The sequence below is a fragment of the Citrobacter sp. Cpo103 genome, from assembly GCF_030332605.1.
GTDB lineage: Bacteria > Pseudomonadota > Gammaproteobacteria > Enterobacterales > Enterobacteriaceae > Citrobacter > Citrobacter portucalensis.
In genome coordinates, this window is the sequence record NZ_JAOWHO010000035.1 from 944,969 (window position 1) to 963,912 (window position 18,944).

At 53.5% G+C, this 18,944-nt stretch carries 21 protein-coding genes; 15 read left to right on the plus strand and 6 right to left on the minus strand.

All coding sequences use genetic code 11. The features are described 5' to 3' along the window. Window positions 1-39 precede the first annotated feature (39 nt). The 3 genes from pyrC to mdtH all read right to left on the minus strand — a co-directional run bounded on the left by pyrC (window position 40) and on the right by mdtH (window position 3,075). On the minus strand, window positions 40-1,086 hold the full coding sequence (pyrC, locus tag OGX89_RS21015; RefSeq protein ID WP_063941424.1) for a dihydroorotase: 1,047 nt from the start codon (window positions 1,084-1,086) through the stop codon (window positions 40-42). Between the two features lie 105 nt (window positions 1,087-1,191). Further along, complete coding sequence (locus OGX89_RS21020; protein ID WP_126955969.1) at window positions 1,192-1,752, minus strand: lipoprotein; 561 nt, start codon at window positions 1,750-1,752, stop codon at window positions 1,192-1,194. A gap of 114 nt (window positions 1,753-1,866) precedes the next feature. Further along, a complete protein-coding gene (gene mdtH, locus OGX89_RS21025; RefSeq protein ID WP_003832142.1) occupies window positions 1,867-3,075 on the minus strand; it encodes a multidrug efflux MFS transporter MdtH in 1,209 nt (402 codons plus the stop codon). A 259-nt stretch (window positions 3,076-3,334) separates the two neighbouring features. Here mdtH and rimJ point away from each other — a divergent pair, with 259 nt between their 5' ends. From rimJ to murJ, 4 genes are all read left to right on the plus strand, one after another. After that, window positions 3,335-3,919, plus strand: a complete 585-nt coding sequence (gene rimJ / locus OGX89_RS21030; RefSeq protein WP_100272651.1) for a ribosomal protein S5-alanine N-acetyltransferase — start codon at window positions 3,335-3,337, stop codon at window positions 3,917-3,919. Window positions 3,920-3,953: 34 nt separating this feature from the next. After that, window positions 3,954-4,601, plus strand: coding sequence for a YceH family protein (locus tag OGX89_RS21035; RefSeq protein WP_020996497.1), 648 nt, complete (start codon window positions 3,954-3,956; stop codon window positions 4,599-4,601). A gap of 1 nt (window position 4,602) precedes the next feature. Further along, complete coding sequence (locus OGX89_RS21040) at window positions 4,603-5,526, plus strand: Gfo/Idh/MocA family protein (protein WP_126955970.1); 924 nt, start codon at window positions 4,603-4,605, stop codon at window positions 5,524-5,526. Between the two features lie 222 nt (window positions 5,527-5,748). Continuing rightward, complete coding sequence (murJ, locus tag OGX89_RS21045) at window positions 5,749-7,284, plus strand: murein biosynthesis integral membrane protein MurJ (protein WP_003832150.1); 1,536 nt, start codon at window positions 5,749-5,751, stop codon at window positions 7,282-7,284. Window positions 7,285-7,369: 85 nt separating this feature from the next. Here murJ and flgN read toward each other — a convergent pair whose 3' ends face one another. The 3 genes from flgN to flgA all read right to left on the minus strand — a co-directional run bounded on the left by flgN (window position 7,370) and on the right by flgA (window position 8,842). Continuing rightward, window positions 7,370-7,792, minus strand: coding sequence for a flagella biosynthesis chaperone FlgN (gene flgN / locus OGX89_RS21050; protein ID WP_003036178.1), 423 nt, complete (start codon window positions 7,790-7,792; stop codon window positions 7,370-7,372). A gap of 3 nt (window positions 7,793-7,795) precedes the next feature. Continuing rightward, window positions 7,796-8,089 (minus strand): flagellar biosynthesis anti-sigma factor FlgM, encoded by a 294-nt coding sequence (gene flgM / locus OGX89_RS21055; RefSeq protein WP_003832153.1) that lies wholly within the window; start codon window positions 8,087-8,089, stop codon window positions 7,796-7,798. 93 nt (window positions 8,090-8,182) lie between these two features. Beyond that, window positions 8,183-8,842 carry a flagellar basal body P-ring formation chaperone FlgA gene (gene flgA / locus OGX89_RS21060; protein ID WP_003832155.1) on the minus strand — a complete coding sequence of 220 codons (660 nt, stop codon included), beginning with the start codon at window positions 8,840-8,842 and terminating at the stop codon, window positions 8,183-8,185. Between the two features lie 157 nt (window positions 8,843-8,999). Here flgA and flgB point away from each other — a divergent pair, with 157 nt between their 5' ends. From flgB to flgL, 11 genes are all read left to right on the plus strand, one after another. Beyond that, window positions 9,000-9,416, plus strand: a complete 417-nt coding sequence (gene flgB, locus OGX89_RS21065; protein ID WP_003036189.1) for a flagellar basal body rod protein FlgB — start codon at window positions 9,000-9,002, stop codon at window positions 9,414-9,416. Window positions 9,417-9,419: 3 nt separating this feature from the next. Next, window positions 9,420-9,824, plus strand: coding sequence for a flagellar basal body rod protein FlgC (flgC, locus tag OGX89_RS21070; RefSeq protein WP_003036191.1), 405 nt, complete (start codon window positions 9,420-9,422; stop codon window positions 9,822-9,824). A gap of 11 nt (window positions 9,825-9,835) precedes the next feature. Next, entirely contained in the window at window positions 9,836-10,534 is a 699-nt protein-coding gene (gene flgD, locus OGX89_RS21075; protein ID WP_003832158.1) for a flagellar hook assembly protein FlgD, read from the plus strand. A 26-nt stretch (window positions 10,535-10,560) separates the two neighbouring features. Further along, window positions 10,561-11,814 carry a flagellar hook protein FlgE gene (flgE, locus tag OGX89_RS21080; RefSeq protein WP_126955971.1) on the plus strand — a complete coding sequence of 418 codons (1,254 nt, stop codon included), beginning with the start codon at window positions 10,561-10,563 and terminating at the stop codon, window positions 11,812-11,814. 20 nt (window positions 11,815-11,834) lie between these two features. Beyond that, window positions 11,835-12,590, plus strand: a complete 756-nt coding sequence (locus OGX89_RS21085) for a flagellar basal body rod protein FlgF (RefSeq protein WP_003832161.1) — start codon at window positions 11,835-11,837, stop codon at window positions 12,588-12,590. A gap of 13 nt (window positions 12,591-12,603) precedes the next feature. Beyond that, the gene (gene flgG / locus OGX89_RS21090; protein ID WP_003036202.1) at window positions 12,604-13,386 is read left to right on the plus strand and encodes a flagellar basal-body rod protein FlgG; all 783 of its coding nucleotides are present in this window, start codon (window positions 12,604-12,606) and stop codon (window positions 13,384-13,386) included. 57 nt (window positions 13,387-13,443) lie between these two features. Next, entirely contained in the window at window positions 13,444-14,142 is a 699-nt protein-coding gene (locus OGX89_RS21095; RefSeq protein ID WP_032934415.1) for a flagellar basal body L-ring protein FlgH, read from the plus strand. A gap of 33 nt (window positions 14,143-14,175) precedes the next feature. Beyond that, a complete protein-coding gene (locus tag OGX89_RS21100; protein ID WP_032934416.1) occupies window positions 14,176-15,252 on the plus strand; it encodes a flagellar basal body P-ring protein FlgI in 1,077 nt (358 codons plus the stop codon). Further along, window positions 15,252-16,202 (plus strand): flagellar assembly peptidoglycan hydrolase FlgJ, encoded by a 951-nt coding sequence (gene flgJ / locus OGX89_RS21105; RefSeq protein ID WP_016152632.1) that lies wholly within the window; start codon window positions 15,252-15,254, stop codon window positions 16,200-16,202. Before OGX89_RS21100 ends, flgJ begins: the two co-directional genes overlap by 1 nt. 64 nt (window positions 16,203-16,266) lie before the next feature. Then, window positions 16,267-17,925, plus strand: coding sequence for a flagellar hook-associated protein FlgK (flgK, locus tag OGX89_RS21110; protein WP_286561051.1), 1,659 nt, complete (start codon window positions 16,267-16,269; stop codon window positions 17,923-17,925). Between the two features lie 14 nt (window positions 17,926-17,939). Continuing rightward, complete coding sequence (gene flgL, locus OGX89_RS21115) at window positions 17,940-18,893, plus strand: flagellar hook-associated protein FlgL (RefSeq protein ID WP_032942958.1); 954 nt, start codon at window positions 17,940-17,942, stop codon at window positions 18,891-18,893. Window positions 18,894-18,944: the final 51 nt, after the last annotated feature.

The following is an 18,944-nucleotide window of genomic DNA, read 5'->3' on the forward strand; positions in this document are numbered from 1 at the left end:
TATTTATACAGTCATTCGCATCAGTTGGCTACACTTTTTTTAGCTTTTTACTGACCAGCGTACCGTTTCGCCACCCAGGAAAGGTACCAGCGTATCGTCTTCCAGTGCAATGCTCTCAGGAACCAGGTGCTCCACGCGTTCCAGCTCAATAAAGGTCTCATTGACCGGCAAACCATAGAACTGTGGGCCGTTGAGAGAGCAGAAGGCTTCGAAATGGTTTAGCGCATTCATCTCTTCAAACACGGTTGCATAGCTGCCCAGCGCGGTCGGTGCATTAAAACAGCCGGCACAGCCACAGCTTGACTCTTTGCGATGACGCGCGTGCGGCGCTGAGTCGGTACCGAGGAATGCGCGCGTAAACCCGCTGGCAACCAGTTCACGCAGCGCCTGTTGGTGGACGTTACGTTTGAGGATCGGCAGGCAGTACAGGTGAGGGCGAATCCCGCCAACCAGCATGTGGTTGCGGTTAAACATTAGGTGCTGCGGCGTAATGGTCGCAGCCAAAAGTTCGTTACCGTCGCGCACGTATTCGGCTGCATCTTTGGTGGTGATATGCTCGAACACCACTTTCAGCGAGGTCAAACGCTGACGCAGCGGTTCCATCACCGTTTCAATAAAGCGCGCTTCGCGATCGAAAATATCGATATCTGCATGCGTGACTTCGCCGTGTACCAACAGCGGCATACCCAATTTTTCCATCCGCTCCAGCACCGGCATGATGGCGTCAATAGAGGTTACGCCATGCGTCGAATTGGTGGTGGCATTGGCCGGATAGAGTTTTGCCGCCGTGAATACGCCTTCGTTAAATCCACGTTCCAGCTCGTTGGGATCCAGCGTATCCGTTAAGTAGCAGGTCATTAATGGCGTGAAGTCGTGTCCGGCAGGTACCGCGTCAAGAATGCGCTGGCGATAAGCGATAGCCGCGTCAACCGTGGTGACGGGCGGTGCCAGGTTCGGCATGACAATGGCGCGGCCATAAATTTCACTGGTGTAGGGCACGACAGTTTTTAACATGTCGCCATCGCGAAAGTGAAGATGCCAGTCGTCTGGGCGGCGGATCTTTAAAACCTGGGATGGTGCAGTCATTAATATGCTCCGGCTGAGGATAGTCTTTTTTGCCGGAAACAAAGGATAAGCGGAAACGTTTTCGTTTGCACGAAAAAAAAGGGCGCATCGGCGCCCTCAGTTTTATTAGTCAGTGAACGGGATGATGATTTCGCCCGGTTTCACCTCAATACCTTTTGCCAGTTTTTTCGCCAGTGCTTCACCCTGGCTGCTGTCTTCCCGCAGAACGTAGGCTGGCTGCTGATTAAAATAATTACGCAGCGACTGATTTAAATAAGGCATCAGTGTTTGCAGTACCGACTGCATTTTTTCTGGTGTGACGGTAGCATCCACCACTTCCATCTCTTGAAGATAAATCGCGCCTTTCTCTTTGTTGAATACCGGTAAGGCCTTTAACTTCAGCTTCATGGTCGCTTTCTGGCTGCCAAACAGAGAGTTCATGTCCAGGTTGGCGTCACCGGTCAGCGTCACTTTATTGGGTTCCTCACGGCCAATCTGGCTGGCGAGATTGTTCAGTACGATATGTGCTTCAGCAACGCCGGGCAAACCGATGTCTTTAGAAAAGTTATTATGCTTTGCCAGGGCCTGATTAATTTCTTGCTCGCTAACCGTGTATTGCGTGAGTTGATTACAACCAACCAACAGGCCGCTGACAATCAGTGCAGCGGCAAAAAAAAACTTTTTCATGGGGTTCCTCAACATGATGCATGTGGCGTAATCGTGACACAAAGCATCATCGAGTACCAGCGCCCCGGACGCCAGCAGAAAAAACTGAAAAGCGCCCGGAAGCAGGTTCGGCTATCAGGCGTCTGGCTCCAGCATGCCTCTCGTTGGGCGTTTGAGACTGAATTGCCAGCCCAGCGCCAGGAAGGTGATGAGGCCGATAATACCGAGCATCATCCAGGGCAACTCAGGCTGTGCCAGGGCCTTGCCCATGTCAAACAGCCAGCCGCCGCCGATATATCCAATTGCGCCACCGATAGCGAGCCCCAGTCGACTGAAGCCCATATAGCTTCCTCTGGCCCGAGCGTTCGCCAGTGAGGCGCTCAGGGTTTCACGTGCGGGTTCGGCGATGATCGAGCCAATATAGAACGTACAGATCAGGGTGAACAACTGCTGCAAATTCCCCACCAGACCGATCGGCATCATGCTCAGAGACATCACCAGCAGACCGGCCATCAGACGATGTTCAAGGCGAAAACGTTTTTCACTCCAGCGGGCAATTGGGTAGAGCAGCGTCAATGAGAGGCACGCCTCGATGGCATACATCCATTTCACGGCGGCCGGTGAACCTGCGATGTCGTTCACCATGATTGGCAGCATCAGCATCACCTGTACCGCCAGCATGTAATAGCCCGCCAGCGTCAGCACATAGGTGACAAAGCGCTTGTCATGCATCACGTGGCTCATCCCTTCGCGCACTGGAATTTTCACCGTCGACAGCTTCCATGCCGGGAGCAGCCAGGCGTTAAACGCCGCGCACAGAACGAACAAAATTGCGCCGGTGGCACAGACGAGACGAAAATCGTATTGCAATAACCAACTGCCAAGCAACGCGCCAACCACGGCCCCGGCGCTATCCTGCATCATCAGAATAGAGAAAAAGCGCCCACGCTTTTCCGGGCGGATCAGTTTAACCACCAGCGCCGAGCGGGGTGGGTCGAATAGTGTACCGCCCAGTCCGGAGAGAAAGCAGGAAAACCACAGCAGCCACGGCTCATGGGCAATGCCCATGGTGGCGAACCCGGCAGCGCGCATCAGCATGCCGGTGACGATCATCGGTTTTGCACCGAAACGGTCCGCAATAGCACCGCCGAAAATACCCAACCCCTGCTGGATAAATTGACGTAATCCTAGTGCAATACCGACCATCACGGCGGCCCAGCCCATTTGGTCGACGAAACGAATTGAGATCAGCGGGAAAACGACGAAGAAACCCAGCACGACCAGCATATTATCGATGAGAAGGAAGTATTTACCCAGGTTCCTTGCCTGCGAGACTTGCGACATTTCCCCTCCAGGGAAAAACTCGTCACTCTGGATAGAGTTTAAAAGATAAGCACCTCCTATTCTGCGGTGTCGTCATCGCTTTTCCCACCCTTCGCGGGACAATATTTTTTTATCAAAAGTCCGTCTTGATAGAGAGTTTTCATCAAAATGTGTGAATAATTCAAAAAATGGCATTTTGCTCTTTTCACAGGGCGTATTCGCACAGGTATAGTAATGCGAATAGCGTATTGAAGACGTTACGGGAAGGAGTAGGTATAGAATGTTTGGCTATCGCAGTAACGTGCCAAAAGTGCGCTTAACCACCGACCGCATGGTCGTGCGTTTAGTGCATGAGCGTGATGCCTGGCGTCTGGCAGATTATTACGCAGAAAATCGTCATTTCTTAAAACCCTGGGAACCTATTCGCGATGAAAGCCACTGCTATCCGTCCGGCTGGCAGGCGCGTCTGAGCATGATCTCTGAGTTTCATAAACAGGGCACCGCCTATTATTTTGCGCTGCTCGATCCGGACGAAAAAGAGATTATCGGCGTTGCGAACTTCTCAAACGTAGTGCGGGGATCCTTCCATGCCTGTTATCTCGGCTACTCCATTGCGCAGAAATGGCAGGGGCAGGGGCTAATGTATGAAGCCTTAACCTCGGCCATCCGTTATATGCAGCGCACGCAGCATATTCACCGCATTATGGCTAACTACATGCCACATAATAAGCGCAGCGGTGACCTGCTGGCGCGACTGGGTTTTGAAAAAGAAGGGTATGCCAAAGACTACCTGCTGATTGACGGGCAGTGGCGCGATCACGTGCTGACGGCGTTGACCACATCAGAATGGACCCCCGGCCGCTAAGTTTCAGATGCAGCCATGATTAATGGAGAAGACGATGAAATACGAATTAACCGCCACCGAAGCGCGAGTGATTGGCTGTTTATTAGAAAAACAAGTGACCACGCCGGAACAGTACCCACTCTCCGTTAATGGAGTCGTAACAGCCTGCAATCAAAAAACGAATCGTGAACCGGTGATGAACCTGTCGGAATCGGACGTGCAGGAGCAACTGGATAACCTGGTTAAGCGACATTTTCTGCGCACGGTGAGCGGTTTTGGCAATCGCGTCACGAAATATGAGCAGCGTTTCTGCAACTCTGAATTTGGCAATCTGAAGCTTAGTGCCGCAGAGGTGGCCATAATCACCACACTGCTGCTGCGGGGCGCTCAGACGCCTGGTGAACTGCGTAGCCGCGCATCCCGTATGTACGAATTCAGCGATATGGCCGAAGTGGAGTCGACGCTGGAAAATCTGGCGAACCGGGAAGATGGGCCTTATGTGATCCGCCTGGCGCGTGAGCCGGGCAAACGTGAAAGTCGCTATATGCACCTGTTTTGTGGTGAGGTTGATGAAGCCATTGCCGCGGCAGATGAACCCCCTGTAGCCTCCGGTGATCTGCAGGCGCGCGTGGAAGCGCTGGAAACGGAAGTCGCAGAGCTTAAGCAGCGACTTGATTCCTTGCTGGCGCACCTGGGAGACTAACGTGAAAAAATTACGTATCGGCGTAGCCGGTCTGGGCGGTATTGCACAAAAGGCCTGGCTACCCGTGCTGGGCACATCCGCGGACTGGACGCTGCAAGGCGCCTTTTCACCTTCGCGCGATAAAGCACAGCGTATCTGTGACACCTGGCGAATACCCTACGTGGATTCATTGAAGAATCTGGCGCAAACCTGCGACGCGGTTTTCGTCCATTCCAGTACCGCGACGCACTATGCGGTGGTTAGTGAATTGCTGAATGCCGGAGTCCACGTGTGCGTGGATAAACCGCTGGCGGAAAATCTGCACGAGGCTGAGCAACTGGTCGAGCTGGCCGCGCGGAAAAAACTCACGCTGATGGTCGGGTTTAACCGTCGATTTGCACCGCTGTACCAGGATCTCAAAACCCAGTTGGGCAGTGCAGCGTCTGTACGTATGGATAAGCACCGTACGGATAGCGTTGGGCCGCACGATCTGCGCTTCACTCTGCTGGACGACTATCTGCACGTGGTCGATACCGCTTTGTGGCTGGCGGGAGGGCAGGCGCAGTTAAATAACGGCACGCTGCTGACCAATGAATCTGGTGCGATGCTCTACGCCGAGCATCATTTTTCTGTCGGTCAAATGCAGATAACGACCAGTATGCATCGCCGTGCCGGTAGCCAGCGCGAGAGCGTGCAGGCGGTGACGGACGGCGGCCTGATTGACGTAACTGATATGCGGGAATGGCGGGAAGAGCGTGGGCAAGGTGTTATTCATAAGCCGATAGCGGGCTGGCAAACGACCTTAGAACAGCGTGGTTTTGCCGGATGTGCGCGTCATTTCATTGAGTGCGTGCAAAATCAGACGGTTCCCCAGACGGCAGGCGAGCAGGCGCTACTGGCCCAGCGTGTTGTTGAAAAGCTGTGGCGGGAGGCGATGGCTGAATAATCCCCTGTAACATCTGGCGGTAGTAATTCATTGTAATCCAGGTACTATATGCCCACTCAAAATAACACCTCTTTTCAACCATAGGCTGGTTTGTCGGCCTGATAAGGTGCCAGGGTGTCGCCATCAGGCACTGCAAAAGTGTCGGATGGCGGCGAGAATGCCTTATCCGACCTACGGGCAGGTTTGTCGGGGTTTTGCCTCAGAGTCTGGAATACAACATAGATGAATTTATTAAAGTCGCTGGCAGCCGTCAGCTCGATGACGATGTTTTCACGTGTGCTGGGTTTTGCGCGTGATGCGATTGTCGCCAGAATCTTTGGTGCAGGGATGGCGACAGATGCCTTTTTTGTGGCATTCAAACTTCCTAACCTGTTGCGCCGAATTTTTGCCGAAGGCGCATTTTCGCAGGCATTTGTGCCGATTCTTGCTGAGTACAAAAGCAAGCAGGGGGAAGATGCTACCCGCGTGTTTGTTGCCTACGTTTCCGGACTGTTGACGCTGGCGCTGGCCGTGGTGACGGTAGCCGGGATGTTGGCTGCGCCATGGGTGATATTAGTCACCGCGCCGGGATTTGCCGACACAGCGGATAAATTTGCGCTGACCACTCAACTGCTGCGGATCACTTTTCCCTATATTCTACTGATTTCACTGGCCTCACTGGTTGGTGCGATCCTTAATACCTGGAACCGCTTTTCCATTCCTGCATTTGCCCCGACCTTTCTGAATATCAGCATGATCGGCTTCGCGCTATTTGCGGCACCCTATTTTAACCCGCCGGTGCTGGCGCTGGCGTGGGCCGTTACGGTTGGCGGCGTGCTACAGCTGATTTATCAGCTTCCGCACTTGAAGAAAATTGGCATGCTGGTGCTGCCGCGCGTGAACTTCCGTGATGCAGGGGCGATGCGTGTCGTCAAGCAAATGGGGCCAGCGATCCTTGGGGTATCGGTCAGTCAGATTTCACTGATCATCAATACGATTTTCGCCTCGTTTCTGGCCTCTGGCTCAGTTTCATGGATGTATTATGCTGACCGTCTGATGGAGTTTCCGTCCGGTGTTCTGGGCGTGGCGCTGGGGACTATCCTGCTGCCATCGCTGTCCAAAAGTTTTTCCAGCGGTAATCATGATGAATATTGTCGCCTGATGGACTGGGGCCTGCGTTTGTGTTTCCTGTTGGCATTACCGAGTGCCGTAGCGTTGGGTATTCTGGCCAAACCGCTGACGGTGTCTCTGTTCCAGTACGGTAAATTTACCGCCTTTGATGCCGCGATGACCCAGCGTGCGCTGGTGGCGTACTCGGTAGGTTTGATTGGCTTGATCGTGGTGAAAGTGTTGGCTCCGGGCTTTTACTCGCGCCAGGATATTAAAACGCCAGTGAAGATTGCCATTGTGACGCTGATTATGACCCAGGTGATGAACCTGGCGTTTATCGGGCCGTTAAAGCATGCCGGATTGTCGCTGTCGATTGGTCTGGCGGCATGTCTGAACGCTTCACTGCTGTACTGGCAACTGCGGAAACAGAAAATCTTTACCCCACAACCGGGCTGGAGCTGGTTCCTGGCGCGTCTGGTGATTTCCGTGCTGGTGATGTCTGCGGTGCTGGTTGGGATGCTCTACATCATGCCGGATTGGTCGCAGGGAACGATGCTGTGGCGTCTGCTGCGTCTGATGGCGGTCGTGGTGGCCGGCATTGCCGCTTACTTCGCAGCACTCGCCGTACTGGGCTTTAAAGTAAAAGAGTTTGTGCGCCGGACGGCGTAATGGATCAATGCCGGATGGCGGCATAACGCCGTATCCGGCCTACAAAAGGCGTAGGCCTGATAAGCAAAACGTTATCAGGCTGATATCAAATAGAGAATTTTTTCCCGCCGCGGTGCGCAGCAGAGGTTTGACCGTTTGCGCCATACAACGCCGGTTCCTGGTGCGGTTTCAGCACTTGTATTGCTTGTTGATTACGCTCGATCTGCCCTTCCAGCAGCCAACCGTTGTGCTGGTTGAGGTCGCGTAAATGCTGTGTTTTCTTGGTGATAGTCTGCCAGCGTTCAGCAATCTCATCATTGGCGCTGCGCGTGGCGTCATGCTCCAGGCGGCGCTGCTGCTCAAGATAATCAAGGGTTGCCAGCAAGGAGCTTTTTTCTTCTGTAATACGCTGTAGCTGGCTGCCGTTGATATGCCCTGCGGAAAGCTGCTGCTGTTCAGCATCCATTACCGTTTTCAGGTCATTGAGGACAGTCGTCATCTGGTCAAGTATTTCTGACAAACGAGTCATACTTTATTTACTCTGTAGGTAGCTCTGCGCCTCGCGAATCAGCGAGTCGGCAATTTTTCCGGTATCCATTTTCAATTCACCGTTACGGATTGCGGTTTTCAGTGCTTCCACGCGTTCCATATTGATGTCATTGGTGCCAGGCTGCATCAGTTTGGCCTGGGCGTCGCTCAGCATGACGCTGGTGCTGGTGGTCGCGGTGGTTTTTTCCTTCCGCGCTTTTTGTACCGGCGCATCGCTGGTTTCACGCGGCTGAACGGTGCTTACTGGCTTCAATGGTGAGGTACGATCAATGCTCATTTTATTTTTCCTCATCGAGGGGTTACGCTATAGCGGCCCGCTGTAATCATTGGTTGTTTATCTATCGGCACACGCTAAAAAATCTTTAACCTATTATAGGTTAATAAGAATATTCCCATCAGAATCGACGACGCCGCTCACCACCTGGCCTGAAATCATCCGCACTCGCGCATTCTGTGCGACAGCGGCGTTGTTCAGCGCTTTACCTTCGGCATTGACCCGAAAGCCATCTCCGTTGGCAATAACCAGTACGCGCTGACCGGCCTTGATCCGCCATGCCTGGCGCAACATCGAAAGCTGTATCGGTTGGCCCGGCACCAGATCGCGCAGGCTCACTGCATCCTGCACCTGACTCATATCCAGCACCGCGCGCGGCGGTAGTTGGTCCAGTCGACCACGTTTCAGCGTTACGCTGGCCGGGGTCAGGGTGCTACCTCGCGCTACGGACGCAGCGGCAACAACGTAGTTTCCCGTCGCCTGCACGTTCACCTGCAGATAACGTTTTTCGTTGGCACAGCGAGCCAGCACATTCACATTACCCCACAGTTTTGCGCTACCTGACACGCTTAATGCTGGTTGCTCACAGCTCGGCAGTAAGTTAGGTGACGTTCGGATAGTGACCACCACCTCATCGCTAAATCCGGCCAGGCGCTGGGAAAACCATGCCGTTAGCTGCGAATTCAGGTCTTGTGCCAGCGTCATAGGGCTGAACAGCAATGCTGCCACGACTATTCCACGTTTAAACGTTTGCATCAAAACCTCGCGCTTTTTCAGGTAGTGGCAGGATTTTACCTGTGTGACGCAGTCATCAACGCAACAAATAGCGACGCATTTTGCGTTTATTCCGGCGATAACGCGCGCGTAATGGGATTTAAGCTGTCGGCTGAATTTTGTCATTTGCGGAGGAGATATGCTCGATAAGCTCGACGCCGCCTTACGTTTTCAACAGGAAGCGCTGAATTTGCGCGCCCAACGCCAGGAAATATTGGCGGCCAACATTGCCAATGCCGATACGCCGGGGTATCAGGCGCGCGACCTGGATTTCGCCAGTGAATTAAAAAAAGTCATGGTGCGAGGACGGGAAGAAACCGGCGGCGTTTCATTGACGCTGACCTCTGCACAACACATTCCGGCCCAGACCGTTTCTGCGCCGTCTACGGAGCTGCTCTACCGTATTCCTGACCAGCCATCTCTTGATGGCAACACGGTAGATATGGACCGGGAGCGCACGCAATTTGCAGACAACAGCCTCAAGTATCAAATGGGGCTGACCGCGCTGGGTGGACAAATCAAAGGCATGATGAACGTGCTGCAAGGAGGGAACTAATTCGTGGCGCTGTTAAATATTTTTGATATCGCAGGCTCTGCGCTGACGGCTCAGTCTAAGCGTCTGAACGTGGCGGCCAGCAACATGGCGAATGCGGATAGCGTCAGCGGACCCGACGGTCAGCCGTATCGCGCGAAGCAGGTTGTTTTTCAGGTAGATGCCGCGCCAGGCGCAGCAACCGGCGGCGTAAAAGTCGCTGACGTCATTGAAAGCCAGGCGCCGGATAAGCTGGTTTATGAACCCGGTAATCCGCTGGCCGATGCGAATGGCTACGTGAAAATGCCGAATGTGGACGTTGTTGGCGAGATGGTCAACACCATGTCTGCCTCACGTAGCTACCAGGCAAACGTCGAAGTGCTCAACACCGTGAAAAGCTTGATGCTTAAAACGTTGACGCTAGGCCAGTAAAGGAGGCGCACATGTCTATTGCTGTAAAAATGAATGACCCGAGCACGACGGGGGTTAATGCCGCCACGGGGAATAGCTCACTGACGGGCAGCAACGCCGCTGACCTGCAAAGCAGCTTTCTTACGCTGCTGGTTGCACAACTGAAAAACCAGGACCCTACCAACCCGCTGCAAAACAACGAACTGACTACCCAGTTGGCGCAAATCAGTACCGTGAGCGGGATTGAGAAGCTGAACACCACGTTAGGGTCAATCTCCGGGCAGATCGACAACAGTCAGTCGCTGCAGGCCAGTACGCTGATTGGCCACGGGGTCATGATCCCGGGTACCACCATCCTGACCGGTAAAGGGACAGAAGAAGGTGCCAAAACCACGACAACACCATTTGGCGTTGAGCTGCAGCAACCGGCAGATAAGGTTACCGCAACCATTACCGATAAAGACGGCAAAGTGGTGCGCACCATTGACATTGGCGGGTTGAAAGCAGGCGTTCATACCTTTACCTGGGACGGCACCATGACCGATGGCACGGATGCACCAAGCGGTTCTTACAACGTGTCAATTGCTGCCAGTAATGGCGGAACGCAACTGGTGGCCCAGCCGCTTCAGTTTGCGCTGGTGCAGGGCGTTATTCGCAGTAACGGCGGTAATACGCTGGATCTGGGCACCTATGGAACCACCACCCTCGACGAAGTACGGCAGATAATTTAAGCCTTCACACTTATCAGGAGTAAGTCATGGCCTTTTCTCAAGCGGTCAGCGGTCTGAACGCTGCAGCGACCAACCTCGATGTCATTGGTAACAACATCGCCAACTCCGCCACCTACGGTTTTAAATCTGGCACGGCATCTTTTGCCGATATGTTTGCCGGTTCGAAAGTCGGTTTGGGCGTTAAAGTTGCGGGTATTACTCAGGACTTTACCGACGGTACGACCACCAACACCGGACGTGGTCTGGATGTTGCTATCAGCCAGAACGGTTTTTTCCGTATGGTAGACAGCAACGGTTCCGTTTTCTACAGCCGTAACGGTCAGTTCAAACTCGATGAAAACCGCAATATCGTTAACATGCAGGGGCTGCAGCTGACGGGCTATCCGGCTACCGGTACACCGCCAACAGTTCAGCAGGGTGCGAACCCGGCACCGATCACTATCCCGAATACGCTGATGGCGGCTAAATCCACCACCACTGCGTCAATGCAGGTCAACCTGAACTCCACTGACAAGGTCCCTACCAAGACCCCGTTTAACCCAAGCGATGCCGATTCCTACAACAAAAAAGGCAGCGTTACCGTTTTCGATAGCCAGGGTAACGCCCATGACATGAACATTTTTTATGTCAAGAATAAGGAGAGCAACTCTTGGGAAGTCTTCACTCAAGATGCTTCAACCGGCGATCCTGAAAAATCAGCCGGGTTTATGCGTTTTGATAAAAATGGTGTGTTTTTAGGCATGAGCGCCACGGCAACTGAGCTGCCACCGACGGCTCCAGACGTCTGGCCAAAGGATATCAACATCGCAACTGGGAAGATTAATGGCGCAACTGAAGCCACCTTCTCCCTGAGCTTCCTGAACTCCATGCAGCAGAACACCGGTGCCAACAACATCGTCGCCACGAATCAGAACGGCTACAAGCCGGGCGATCTGGTGAGCTACCAGATTAATAATGACGGTACGGTGGTCGGTAACTACTCCAACGAACAGCAACAGGTTCTGGGGCAGATCGTGCTGGCAAACTTTGCCAACAACGAAGGTCTGGCGTCTCAGGGCGACAACGTCTGGGCGGCGACTCAGTCTTCCGGCGTGGCGCTACTGGGGACTGCAGGCGAAGGTAACTTCGGCAAGCTGACCAACGGCGCGCTGGAAGCGTCAAACGTGGATTTGAGTAAAGAACTGGTGAATATGATTGTCGCCCAGCGTAACTATCAGTCGAACGCGCAGACCATCAAAACCCAGGATCAGATCCTCAACACGCTGGTCAACCTGCGCTAAGCGCCTGACGGGATAGCTTAATGGATCACGCAATTTATACCGCCATGGGCGCGGCCAGTCAGACGCTGAATCAACAGGCGGTGACGGCCAGCAACCTTGCAAACGCCTCCACGCCAGGGTTTCGTGCGCAGCTCAATGCGCTGCGCGCGGTTCCTGTAGAAGGATTGTCTTTACCGACGCGTACGCTGGTGGTGGCCTCCACGCCGGGGGCCGATATGACGCCCGGTCAGATGGACTATACCTCCCGCCCGCTGGATGTGGCGCTGCAACAGGATGGTTGGTTGGCTGTGCAGACCGCAGACGGTAGCGAAGGATATACCCGCAACGGCGCTATTCAGGTAAGCCCTACGGGTGAACTGACTATCCAGGGACACCCGGTAATTGGCGAAGCTGGACCGATAGCCGTACCGGAAGGTTCAGAAGTCACCATTGCGGCGGACGGGACAATTTCTGCACTTAACCCTGGCGATCCGGCTAATACGGTCGCGCCAGTGGGGCGGCTGAAGCTGGTGAAGGCAACAGGGCTTGAAGTGCAACGTGGTGATGACGGTATGTTCCGCCTGACCCAGGCCGCACAGGCTACCCGTGGTGCAACGTTACAGGCTGACCCCAGCATTCGCGTGATGTCGGGCGTGCTGGAAGGCAGTAACGTTAAACCGGTTGCTGCGATGAGCGACATGATCGCCAACGCCCGCCGCTTTGAAATGCAGATGAAAATTATCAGTAGCGTGGATGATAACGCGGGCCGCGCCAACCAACTGCTGTCGATGAGTTAATACAGGACATTTTATGATCAGTTCATTATGGATCGCCAAAACCGGCCTGGATGCGCAGCAAACCAACATGGATGTGATTGCCAACAACCTGGCAAACGTCAGCACCAACGGATTTAAGCGCCAACGTGCCGTATTTGAAGATCTGTTGTACCAGACGATTCGTCAGCCTGGTGCACAGTCTTCTGAGCAGACCACACTGCCGTCTGGTTTGCAGATTGGTACCGGCGTACGTCCGGTTGCGACCGAGCGTTTACACAGCCAGGGTAACCTGTCGCAGACCAACAACAGTAAAGATGTGGCGATTAAAGGCCAGGGCTTTTTCCAGGTCATGTTGCCAGATGGTACGTCCGCTTATACCCGCGACGGTTCTTTCCAGGTGGATCAGAACGGTCAGTTGGTGACGGCGGGTGGTTTTCAGGTTCAGCCTGCCATCACTATTCCGGCTAACTCGCTCAGTATCACCATTGGACGCGACGGTATTGTCAGCGTGACACAACAGGGGCAGGCGGCGCCTGTTCAGGTCGGGCAGCTTAACCTGACAACCTTCATGAACGATACCGGTCTGGAAAGCATTGGTGAGAATCTGTACACCGAAACGCAGTCATCCGGTGCGCCGAATGAGAGCACGCCAGGGCTGAACGGCGCGGGTCTGCTGTACCAGGGCTATGTTGAAACCTCTAACGTCAACGTGGCGGAAGAGCTGGTAAACATGATCCAGGTTCAGCGCGCTTACGAAATCAACAGTAAAGCGGTATCGACCACCGATCAGATGCTGCAAAAACTGACGCAACTCTAAAGTGGAGCCCGGTGGGGTGAAAATCTCACCGGCACACTGATTTTGAAGATGACCGCAATGCGAAAATACGCGCTTCACCCATACCCAATTTTAGCCCTGCTGGTGGTTTCACTAACAGGATGTGCCTGGATCCCGGCCACGCCGCTCGTGCAGGGCGCAACGTCTGCCCAGCCCGTTCCAGGTCCAACGCCGGTGGCGAATGGCTCAATCTTCCAGTCGGCACAACCGATTAACTATGGTTATCAGCCACTCTTTGAAGACCGTCGTCCACGCAATATTGGCGATACGCTGACCATCGTATTGCAGGAAAACGTCAGCGCGAGCAAAAGCTCTTCGGCGAACGCCAGCCGCGACGGCAAGACAAACTTTGGCTTTGATACCGTACCGCGCTATCTGGAAGGATTGTTCGGTAACGAACGTGCCGACGTAGAAGCCTCCGGCGGTAACTCCTTTAACGGTAAAGGCGGCGCGAACGCCAGAAATACCTTCAGTGGTACGCTGACCGTAACGGTCGATCAGGTACTGGTGAATGGCAACTTACATGTCGTGGGTGAAAAACAGATCGCTATAAATCAGGGCACTGAATTCATCCGCTTCTCCGGGGTTGTAAACCCGCGCACCATCAGTGGCAGCAACTCCGTACCGTCAACCCAGGTTGCGGACGCGCGTATTGAGTACGTCGGTAACGGCTACATCAATGAAGCGCAGAATATGGGCTGGTTGCAGCGTTTCTTCCTTAACTTGTCGCCGATGTAAGCGAGGTACCCAGTGTTTAAATCTTTTGTTGGAATGGTACTGGTGCTGATAACCACCTTTGCGCATGCTGACCGTATTCGTGACCTGACCAGCGTTCAGGGCGTGCGGGAAAACTCGTTGATAGGTTATGGGCTGGTAGTCGGTCTGGATGGTACGGGTGACCAGACCACACAGACGCCGTTTACGACGCAAACGCTCAATAACATGCTTTCGCAGTTGGGGATAACCGTGCCAACTGGCACCAATATGCAGCTGAAAAACGTGGCGGCGGTGATGGTTACCGCGTCATTTCCTGCATTTGGTCGTCAGGGACAAACCATCGACGTAGTGGTCTCCTCTATGGGGAATGCCAAAAGCCTGCGCGGCGGTACGCTGCTGATGACCCCGTTAAAAGGGGTCGATAGTCAGGTATATGCGCTGGCTCAGGGGAATATTTTGGTGGGTGGTGCGGGCGCGGCTGCAGGTGGTAGTAGCGTACAGGTTAACCAGCTCAATGGTGGACGCATTACCAACGGTGCGATTATCGAACGTGAATTACCCAGCCAGTTCGGCGGTGGTAACACCATTAATCTGCAGCTCAATAATGAAGATTTCACGATGGCGCAGCAGATTACCGACACCATCAACCGCTCGCGTGGCTTTGGTAGCGCAACGGCGTTGGATGCCCGAACCATTCAGGTGCGCGTGCCAAGCGGCAACAGCTCGCAGGTGCGTTTCCTCGCTGATATCCAGAATATTGAGGTGAACGTCACGCCGCAGGATGCGAAAGTGATTATCAACTCGCGCACCGGATCTGTTGTCATGAACCGCGAAGTGACGCTGGATAGCTGTGCCGTGGCACAAGGCAACTTGTCGATTACGGTGAACCGCCAGGCGAACGTCAGCCAACCGGACACACCGTTTGGCGGTGGACAAACCGTGGTGACGCCACAAACCCAGATTGACCTGCGCCAAAGCGGTGGTTCACTGCAAAGCGTGCGTTCCAGCGCCAACCTGAACAATGTGGTGCGTGCGCTGAATGCGCTGGGGGCAACGCCGATGGATCTGATGTCCATTCTGCAATCGATGCAGAGCGCGGGTTGCTTACGCGCCAAACTGGAAATCATCTAATGATTGGTGACAGCAAACTGCTGACCAGCGCTGCCTGGGATGCGCAATCACTGAACGAACTGAAAGCGAAAGCGGGTCAGGACCCGGCGGCGAATATCCGTCCGGTCGCCCGTCAGGTTGAAGGGATGTTCGTGCAGATGATGCTGAAAAGCATGCGTGAAGCGCTGCCGAAAGATGGCGTCTTTAGCAGCGATTCAACGCGCTTGTATACCAGTATGTATGACCAACAAATTGCGCAGCAAATGACCGCAGGCAAAGGTCTGGGGCTGGCTGAAATGATGGTCAAGCAGATGACTGAAGGGCAAGCGCAACCTGCGGATGACGCGCCGCAGGTGCCGATGAAGTTTTCACTGGAAACGGTGACCAGCTATCAAAATCAGGCACTGACGCAACTGGTCCGCAAAGCCATCCCTCGGGCGACAGAAAGCAATGATGAGCCACTGTCAGGTGACAGCAAAGATTTCCTCGCCCAGCTATCGCTGCCGGCTAAGCTGGCCAGCCAGCAAAGCGGGGTCCCGCATCATCTTATTCTGGCACAGGCGGCGCTGGAATCCGGATGGGGGCAGCGACAAATTCGCCGCGAGAACGGTGAGCCGAGCTTTAACATTTTTGGCGTGAAGGCTTCGGGAAGCTGGAAAGGTCCAACCACTGAAATCACCACGACTGAATATGAGAACGGTGAGGCGAAAAAGGTGAAAGCCAGATTCCGCGTCTATAGCTCTTACCTTGAGGCGTTGTCGGATTATGTCGGTCTGATATCACGTAACCCGCGCTATGCGGCAGTGACCGCTGCCGCGACCGCCGAGCAAGGGGCGCAGGCATTGCAAAATGCGGGTTACGCCACGGACCCTAACTATGCGCGAAAATTAACCAGCATGATCCAGCAGTTGAAATCGATGAGTGAAAAAGTGAGCAAAACCTACAGCACGAACATCGATAATCTCTTTTAAATAGCTCAAGTCTACCGACCTGCTGCCGATAATAACGAGTATTGAAGGATTACAAGGAACCTCCATGTCCAGCTTGATTAATAACGCGATGAGTGGACTCAGCGCAGCGCAGGCCGCGTTGAATACTGCCAGTAACAACATCTCCAGCTATAACGTTGCCGGATATACCCGACAGACGACAATTATGGCGCAAGCGAACAGCACGCTGGGTGCGGGGGGCTGGGTAGGCAATGGTGTCTATGTTTCTGGTGTACAACGTGAATATGACTCCTTTATCACTAACCAGTTGCGAGCAGCGCAGAACCAGAGCAGCGGTCTGACGACACGTTATGAGCAAATGTCAAAAATCGACAATCTGCTCTCCAGCAAAACCAGTTCTATTTCGACCTCCATGCAGGACTTTTTTACCAGCCTGCAAACGCTGGTCAGCAACGCCGAAGATCCGGCGGCACGCCAGGCGCTAATCGGTAAAGCTGATGGATTGGTCAATCAGTTTAAAACGACCGACCAGTATCTTCGCGATCAGGATAAGCAGGTCAATACCGCGATTAAAGCCAGCGTTGATCAGATCAACAACTATTCGAAACAAATTGCCAGCCTCAACGACCAGATTTCTCGTATGACAGGCGTCGGCGCAGGTGCGTCTCCTAACGACCTGCTTGACCAGCGCGATCAACTGGTCAGTGAATTGAATCAGATTGTCGGTGTTGAAGTCAGCGTTCAGGATGGTGGCACTTACAACCTGACCATGGCGAACGGTTATTCGCTGGTACAGGGTAGCAATGCACGTCAACTGGCGGCAGTGCCTTCCAGCGATGATCCTAATCGTACAACTGTGGCCTACGTTGATGGCGTTGCCGGAGCTGTTGAAATTCCGGAGAAACTGCTGAATACCGGTTCACTGGGCGGACTGCTCACCTTCCGTTCTCAGGAGCTGGATCAGACGCGTAATACCCTCGGCCAACTGGCGCTTGCATTTGCCGATGCGTTTAACACCCAGCATAAAGAAGGTTTTGATGCCAACGGCGATCAGGGTAAGGATTTCTTTGCTATCGGCAGCCCGGAAGTCTTCAACAACGCGAAAAATACGGGTACAGGATCGTTAAGCGCTAAGATCACTGACAGCTCCGCCGTGCAGGCGACAGATTATAAAATCGTTTTTGATGGGAAGGACTGGCAGGTTACTCGCCTGGCGGATAATACCAGTTTCAAAGCCACCGTTACCGGTGGAAAAATGTCCTTTGACGGGATGGAAATCACCGTTAATGCTGGCGCGAAAGCTAATGACAGTTTTACTGTAAAACCCGTGAGTAACGCTATCGTTGATATGAAAGTTATGGTGACCGATGAGTCGAAAATCGCCATGGCTCAAGTGTCTAAAAATGATACGGACCCCACCATCGATAAAGGCAAGAGCGACAACCGTAACGGTCAGAAACTGTTAGATCTGCAAATCAAAGCGACTGTCGGCAATAAGACCTTCAACGATGCATATGCCACGCTGGTAAGCGATGTCGGGAACAAAACCGCTACGCTGAAAACCAGCGCCACCACCCAGAACAACGTGGTGACACAGCTTTACCGGCAGCAACAGTCTATTTCCGGCGTTAACCTCGACGAAGAGTACGGTAATTTACAGCGTTTTCAGCAGTATTACCTGGCTAACGCTCAAGTGCTGCAGACCGCGAATGCGTTGTTTGATGCACTGATTAATATCCGCTAAGGGAGAGGGACACAATGCGTATCAGCACCCAGATGATGTACCAGCAGAATATGCGTGGCATCACTAACTCTCAGGCTGAATGGATGAAGTTTGGTGAGCAGATGTCAACGGGCAAACGCGTGATCAACCCATCAGACGATCCGATTGCCGCCTCGCAGGCCGTGGTACTTTCTCAGGCTCAGGCGCAGAACAGCCAATATACGCTGGCACGCTCATTCGCGACGCAAAAGGTGTCGCTGGAAGAGAATGTTCTGAGCCAGGTGACGACGGCAATTCAGGCTGCACAGGAAAAAATCGTTTATGCCGGGAACGGAACGTTAAGTGATGACGACCGTGCATCGCTGGCCACCGACCTACAGGGGATCCGCGATCAGCTGATGAACCTGGCAAACAGTACCGACGGTAATGGTCGCTATATTTTCGGTGGATATAAAACAGAATCCGCACCGTTTGCCCAGGCAGATGGCGCTTACAGCGGCGGTACAACAAACGTTACCCAACAGGTCGATGCCTCCCGAACCATGGTGATTGGTCATACTGGCGATAAAGTATTCGCCAACCTGACCAGCAACGCTGTACCGGAACCTGGTGGCGGCACTCAGGAAAAGAACCTGTTTAAAATGCTGGATACCGCTATTGATGCGCTCAAAACCCCTATTGCGGGTGATGACGTTGCAAAAGCTACCGCCGCTGCTGCCATTGATAAAACCAACCGTGGTTTAAAGAATTCACTCAATAATGTTTTGAGCGTCCGTGCAGAATTAGGTACGCAGCTGAGTGAACTAAGCTCGCTGGATTCACTGGGCGCCGATCGTGCATTAGGCCAAACTCAGCAGATGAGTAATCTGGTGGATGTTGACTGGAACGCCGCGATCTCGTCTTATGTCATGCAGCAGGCTGCGCTACAGGCATCCTATAAAGCGTTCACCGATATGCAGGGAATGTCGTTGTTCCAGCTCAATCGTTAACGCCTCGTTTTGAAACATATCTTGAAACTGGGTATGTTTGTCTGCCCGCTC

Excerpts from the sequence above, each read along its gene's own strand:
- rimJ (WP_100272651.1), top strand. The coding sequence starts at position 3,335 with ATGTTTGGCTATCGCAGTAACGTGCCAAAAGTGCGCTTAACCACCGAC.
- flgJ (WP_016152632.1), top strand. The coding sequence starts at position 15,252 with ATGATTGGTGACAGCAAACTGCTGACCAGCGCTGCCTGGGATGCGCAA.
- OGX89_RS21085 (WP_003832161.1), top strand. The coding sequence starts at position 11,835 with ATGGATCACGCAATTTATACCGCCATGGGCGCGGCCAGTCAGACGCTG.
- flgE (WP_126955971.1), top strand. The coding sequence starts at position 10,561 with ATGGCCTTTTCTCAAGCGGTCAGCGGTCTGAACGCTGCAGCGACCAAC.
- flgM (WP_003832153.1), bottom strand. The coding sequence starts at position 8,089 with ATGAGCATTGATCGTACCTCACCATTGAAGCCAGTAAGCACCGTTCAG.
- OGX89_RS21095 (WP_032934415.1), top strand. The coding sequence starts at position 13,444 with ATGCGAAAATACGCGCTTCACCCATACCCAATTTTAGCCCTGCTGGTG.
- flgA (WP_003832155.1), bottom strand. The coding sequence starts at position 8,842 with ATGCAAACGTTTAAACGTGGAATAGTCGTGGCAGCATTGCTGTTCAGC.
- flgL (WP_032942958.1), top strand. The coding sequence starts at position 17,940 with ATGCGTATCAGCACCCAGATGATGTACCAGCAGAATATGCGTGGCATC.
- OGX89_RS21035 (WP_020996497.1), top strand. The coding sequence starts at position 3,954 with ATGAAATACGAATTAACCGCCACCGAAGCGCGAGTGATTGGCTGTTTA.
- flgD (WP_003832158.1), top strand. The coding sequence starts at position 9,836 with ATGTCTATTGCTGTAAAAATGAATGACCCGAGCACGACGGGGGTTAAT.
- OGX89_RS21100 (WP_032934416.1), top strand. The coding sequence starts at position 14,176 with ATGGTACTGGTGCTGATAACCACCTTTGCGCATGCTGACCGTATTCGT.
- mdtH (WP_003832142.1), bottom strand. The coding sequence starts at position 3,075 with ATGTCGCAAGTCTCGCAGGCAAGGAACCTGGGTAAATACTTCCTTCTC.
- pyrC (WP_063941424.1), bottom strand. The coding sequence starts at position 1,086 with ATGACTGCACCATCCCAGGTTTTAAAGATCCGCCGCCCAGACGACTGG.
- OGX89_RS21020 (WP_126955969.1), bottom strand. The coding sequence starts at position 1,752 with ATGAAAAAGTTTTTTTTTGCCGCTGCACTGATTGTCAGCGGCCTGTTG.
- flgN (WP_003036178.1), bottom strand. The coding sequence starts at position 7,792 with ATGACTCGTTTGTCAGAAATACTTGACCAGATGACGACTGTCCTCAAT.
- flgB (WP_003036189.1), top strand. The coding sequence starts at position 9,000 with ATGCTCGATAAGCTCGACGCCGCCTTACGTTTTCAACAGGAAGCGCTG.
- flgK (WP_286561051.1), top strand. The coding sequence starts at position 16,267 with ATGTCCAGCTTGATTAATAACGCGATGAGTGGACTCAGCGCAGCGCAG.
- murJ (WP_003832150.1), top strand. The coding sequence starts at position 5,749 with ATGAATTTATTAAAGTCGCTGGCAGCCGTCAGCTCGATGACGATGTTT.
- flgG (WP_003036202.1), top strand. The coding sequence starts at position 12,604 with ATGATCAGTTCATTATGGATCGCCAAAACCGGCCTGGATGCGCAGCAA.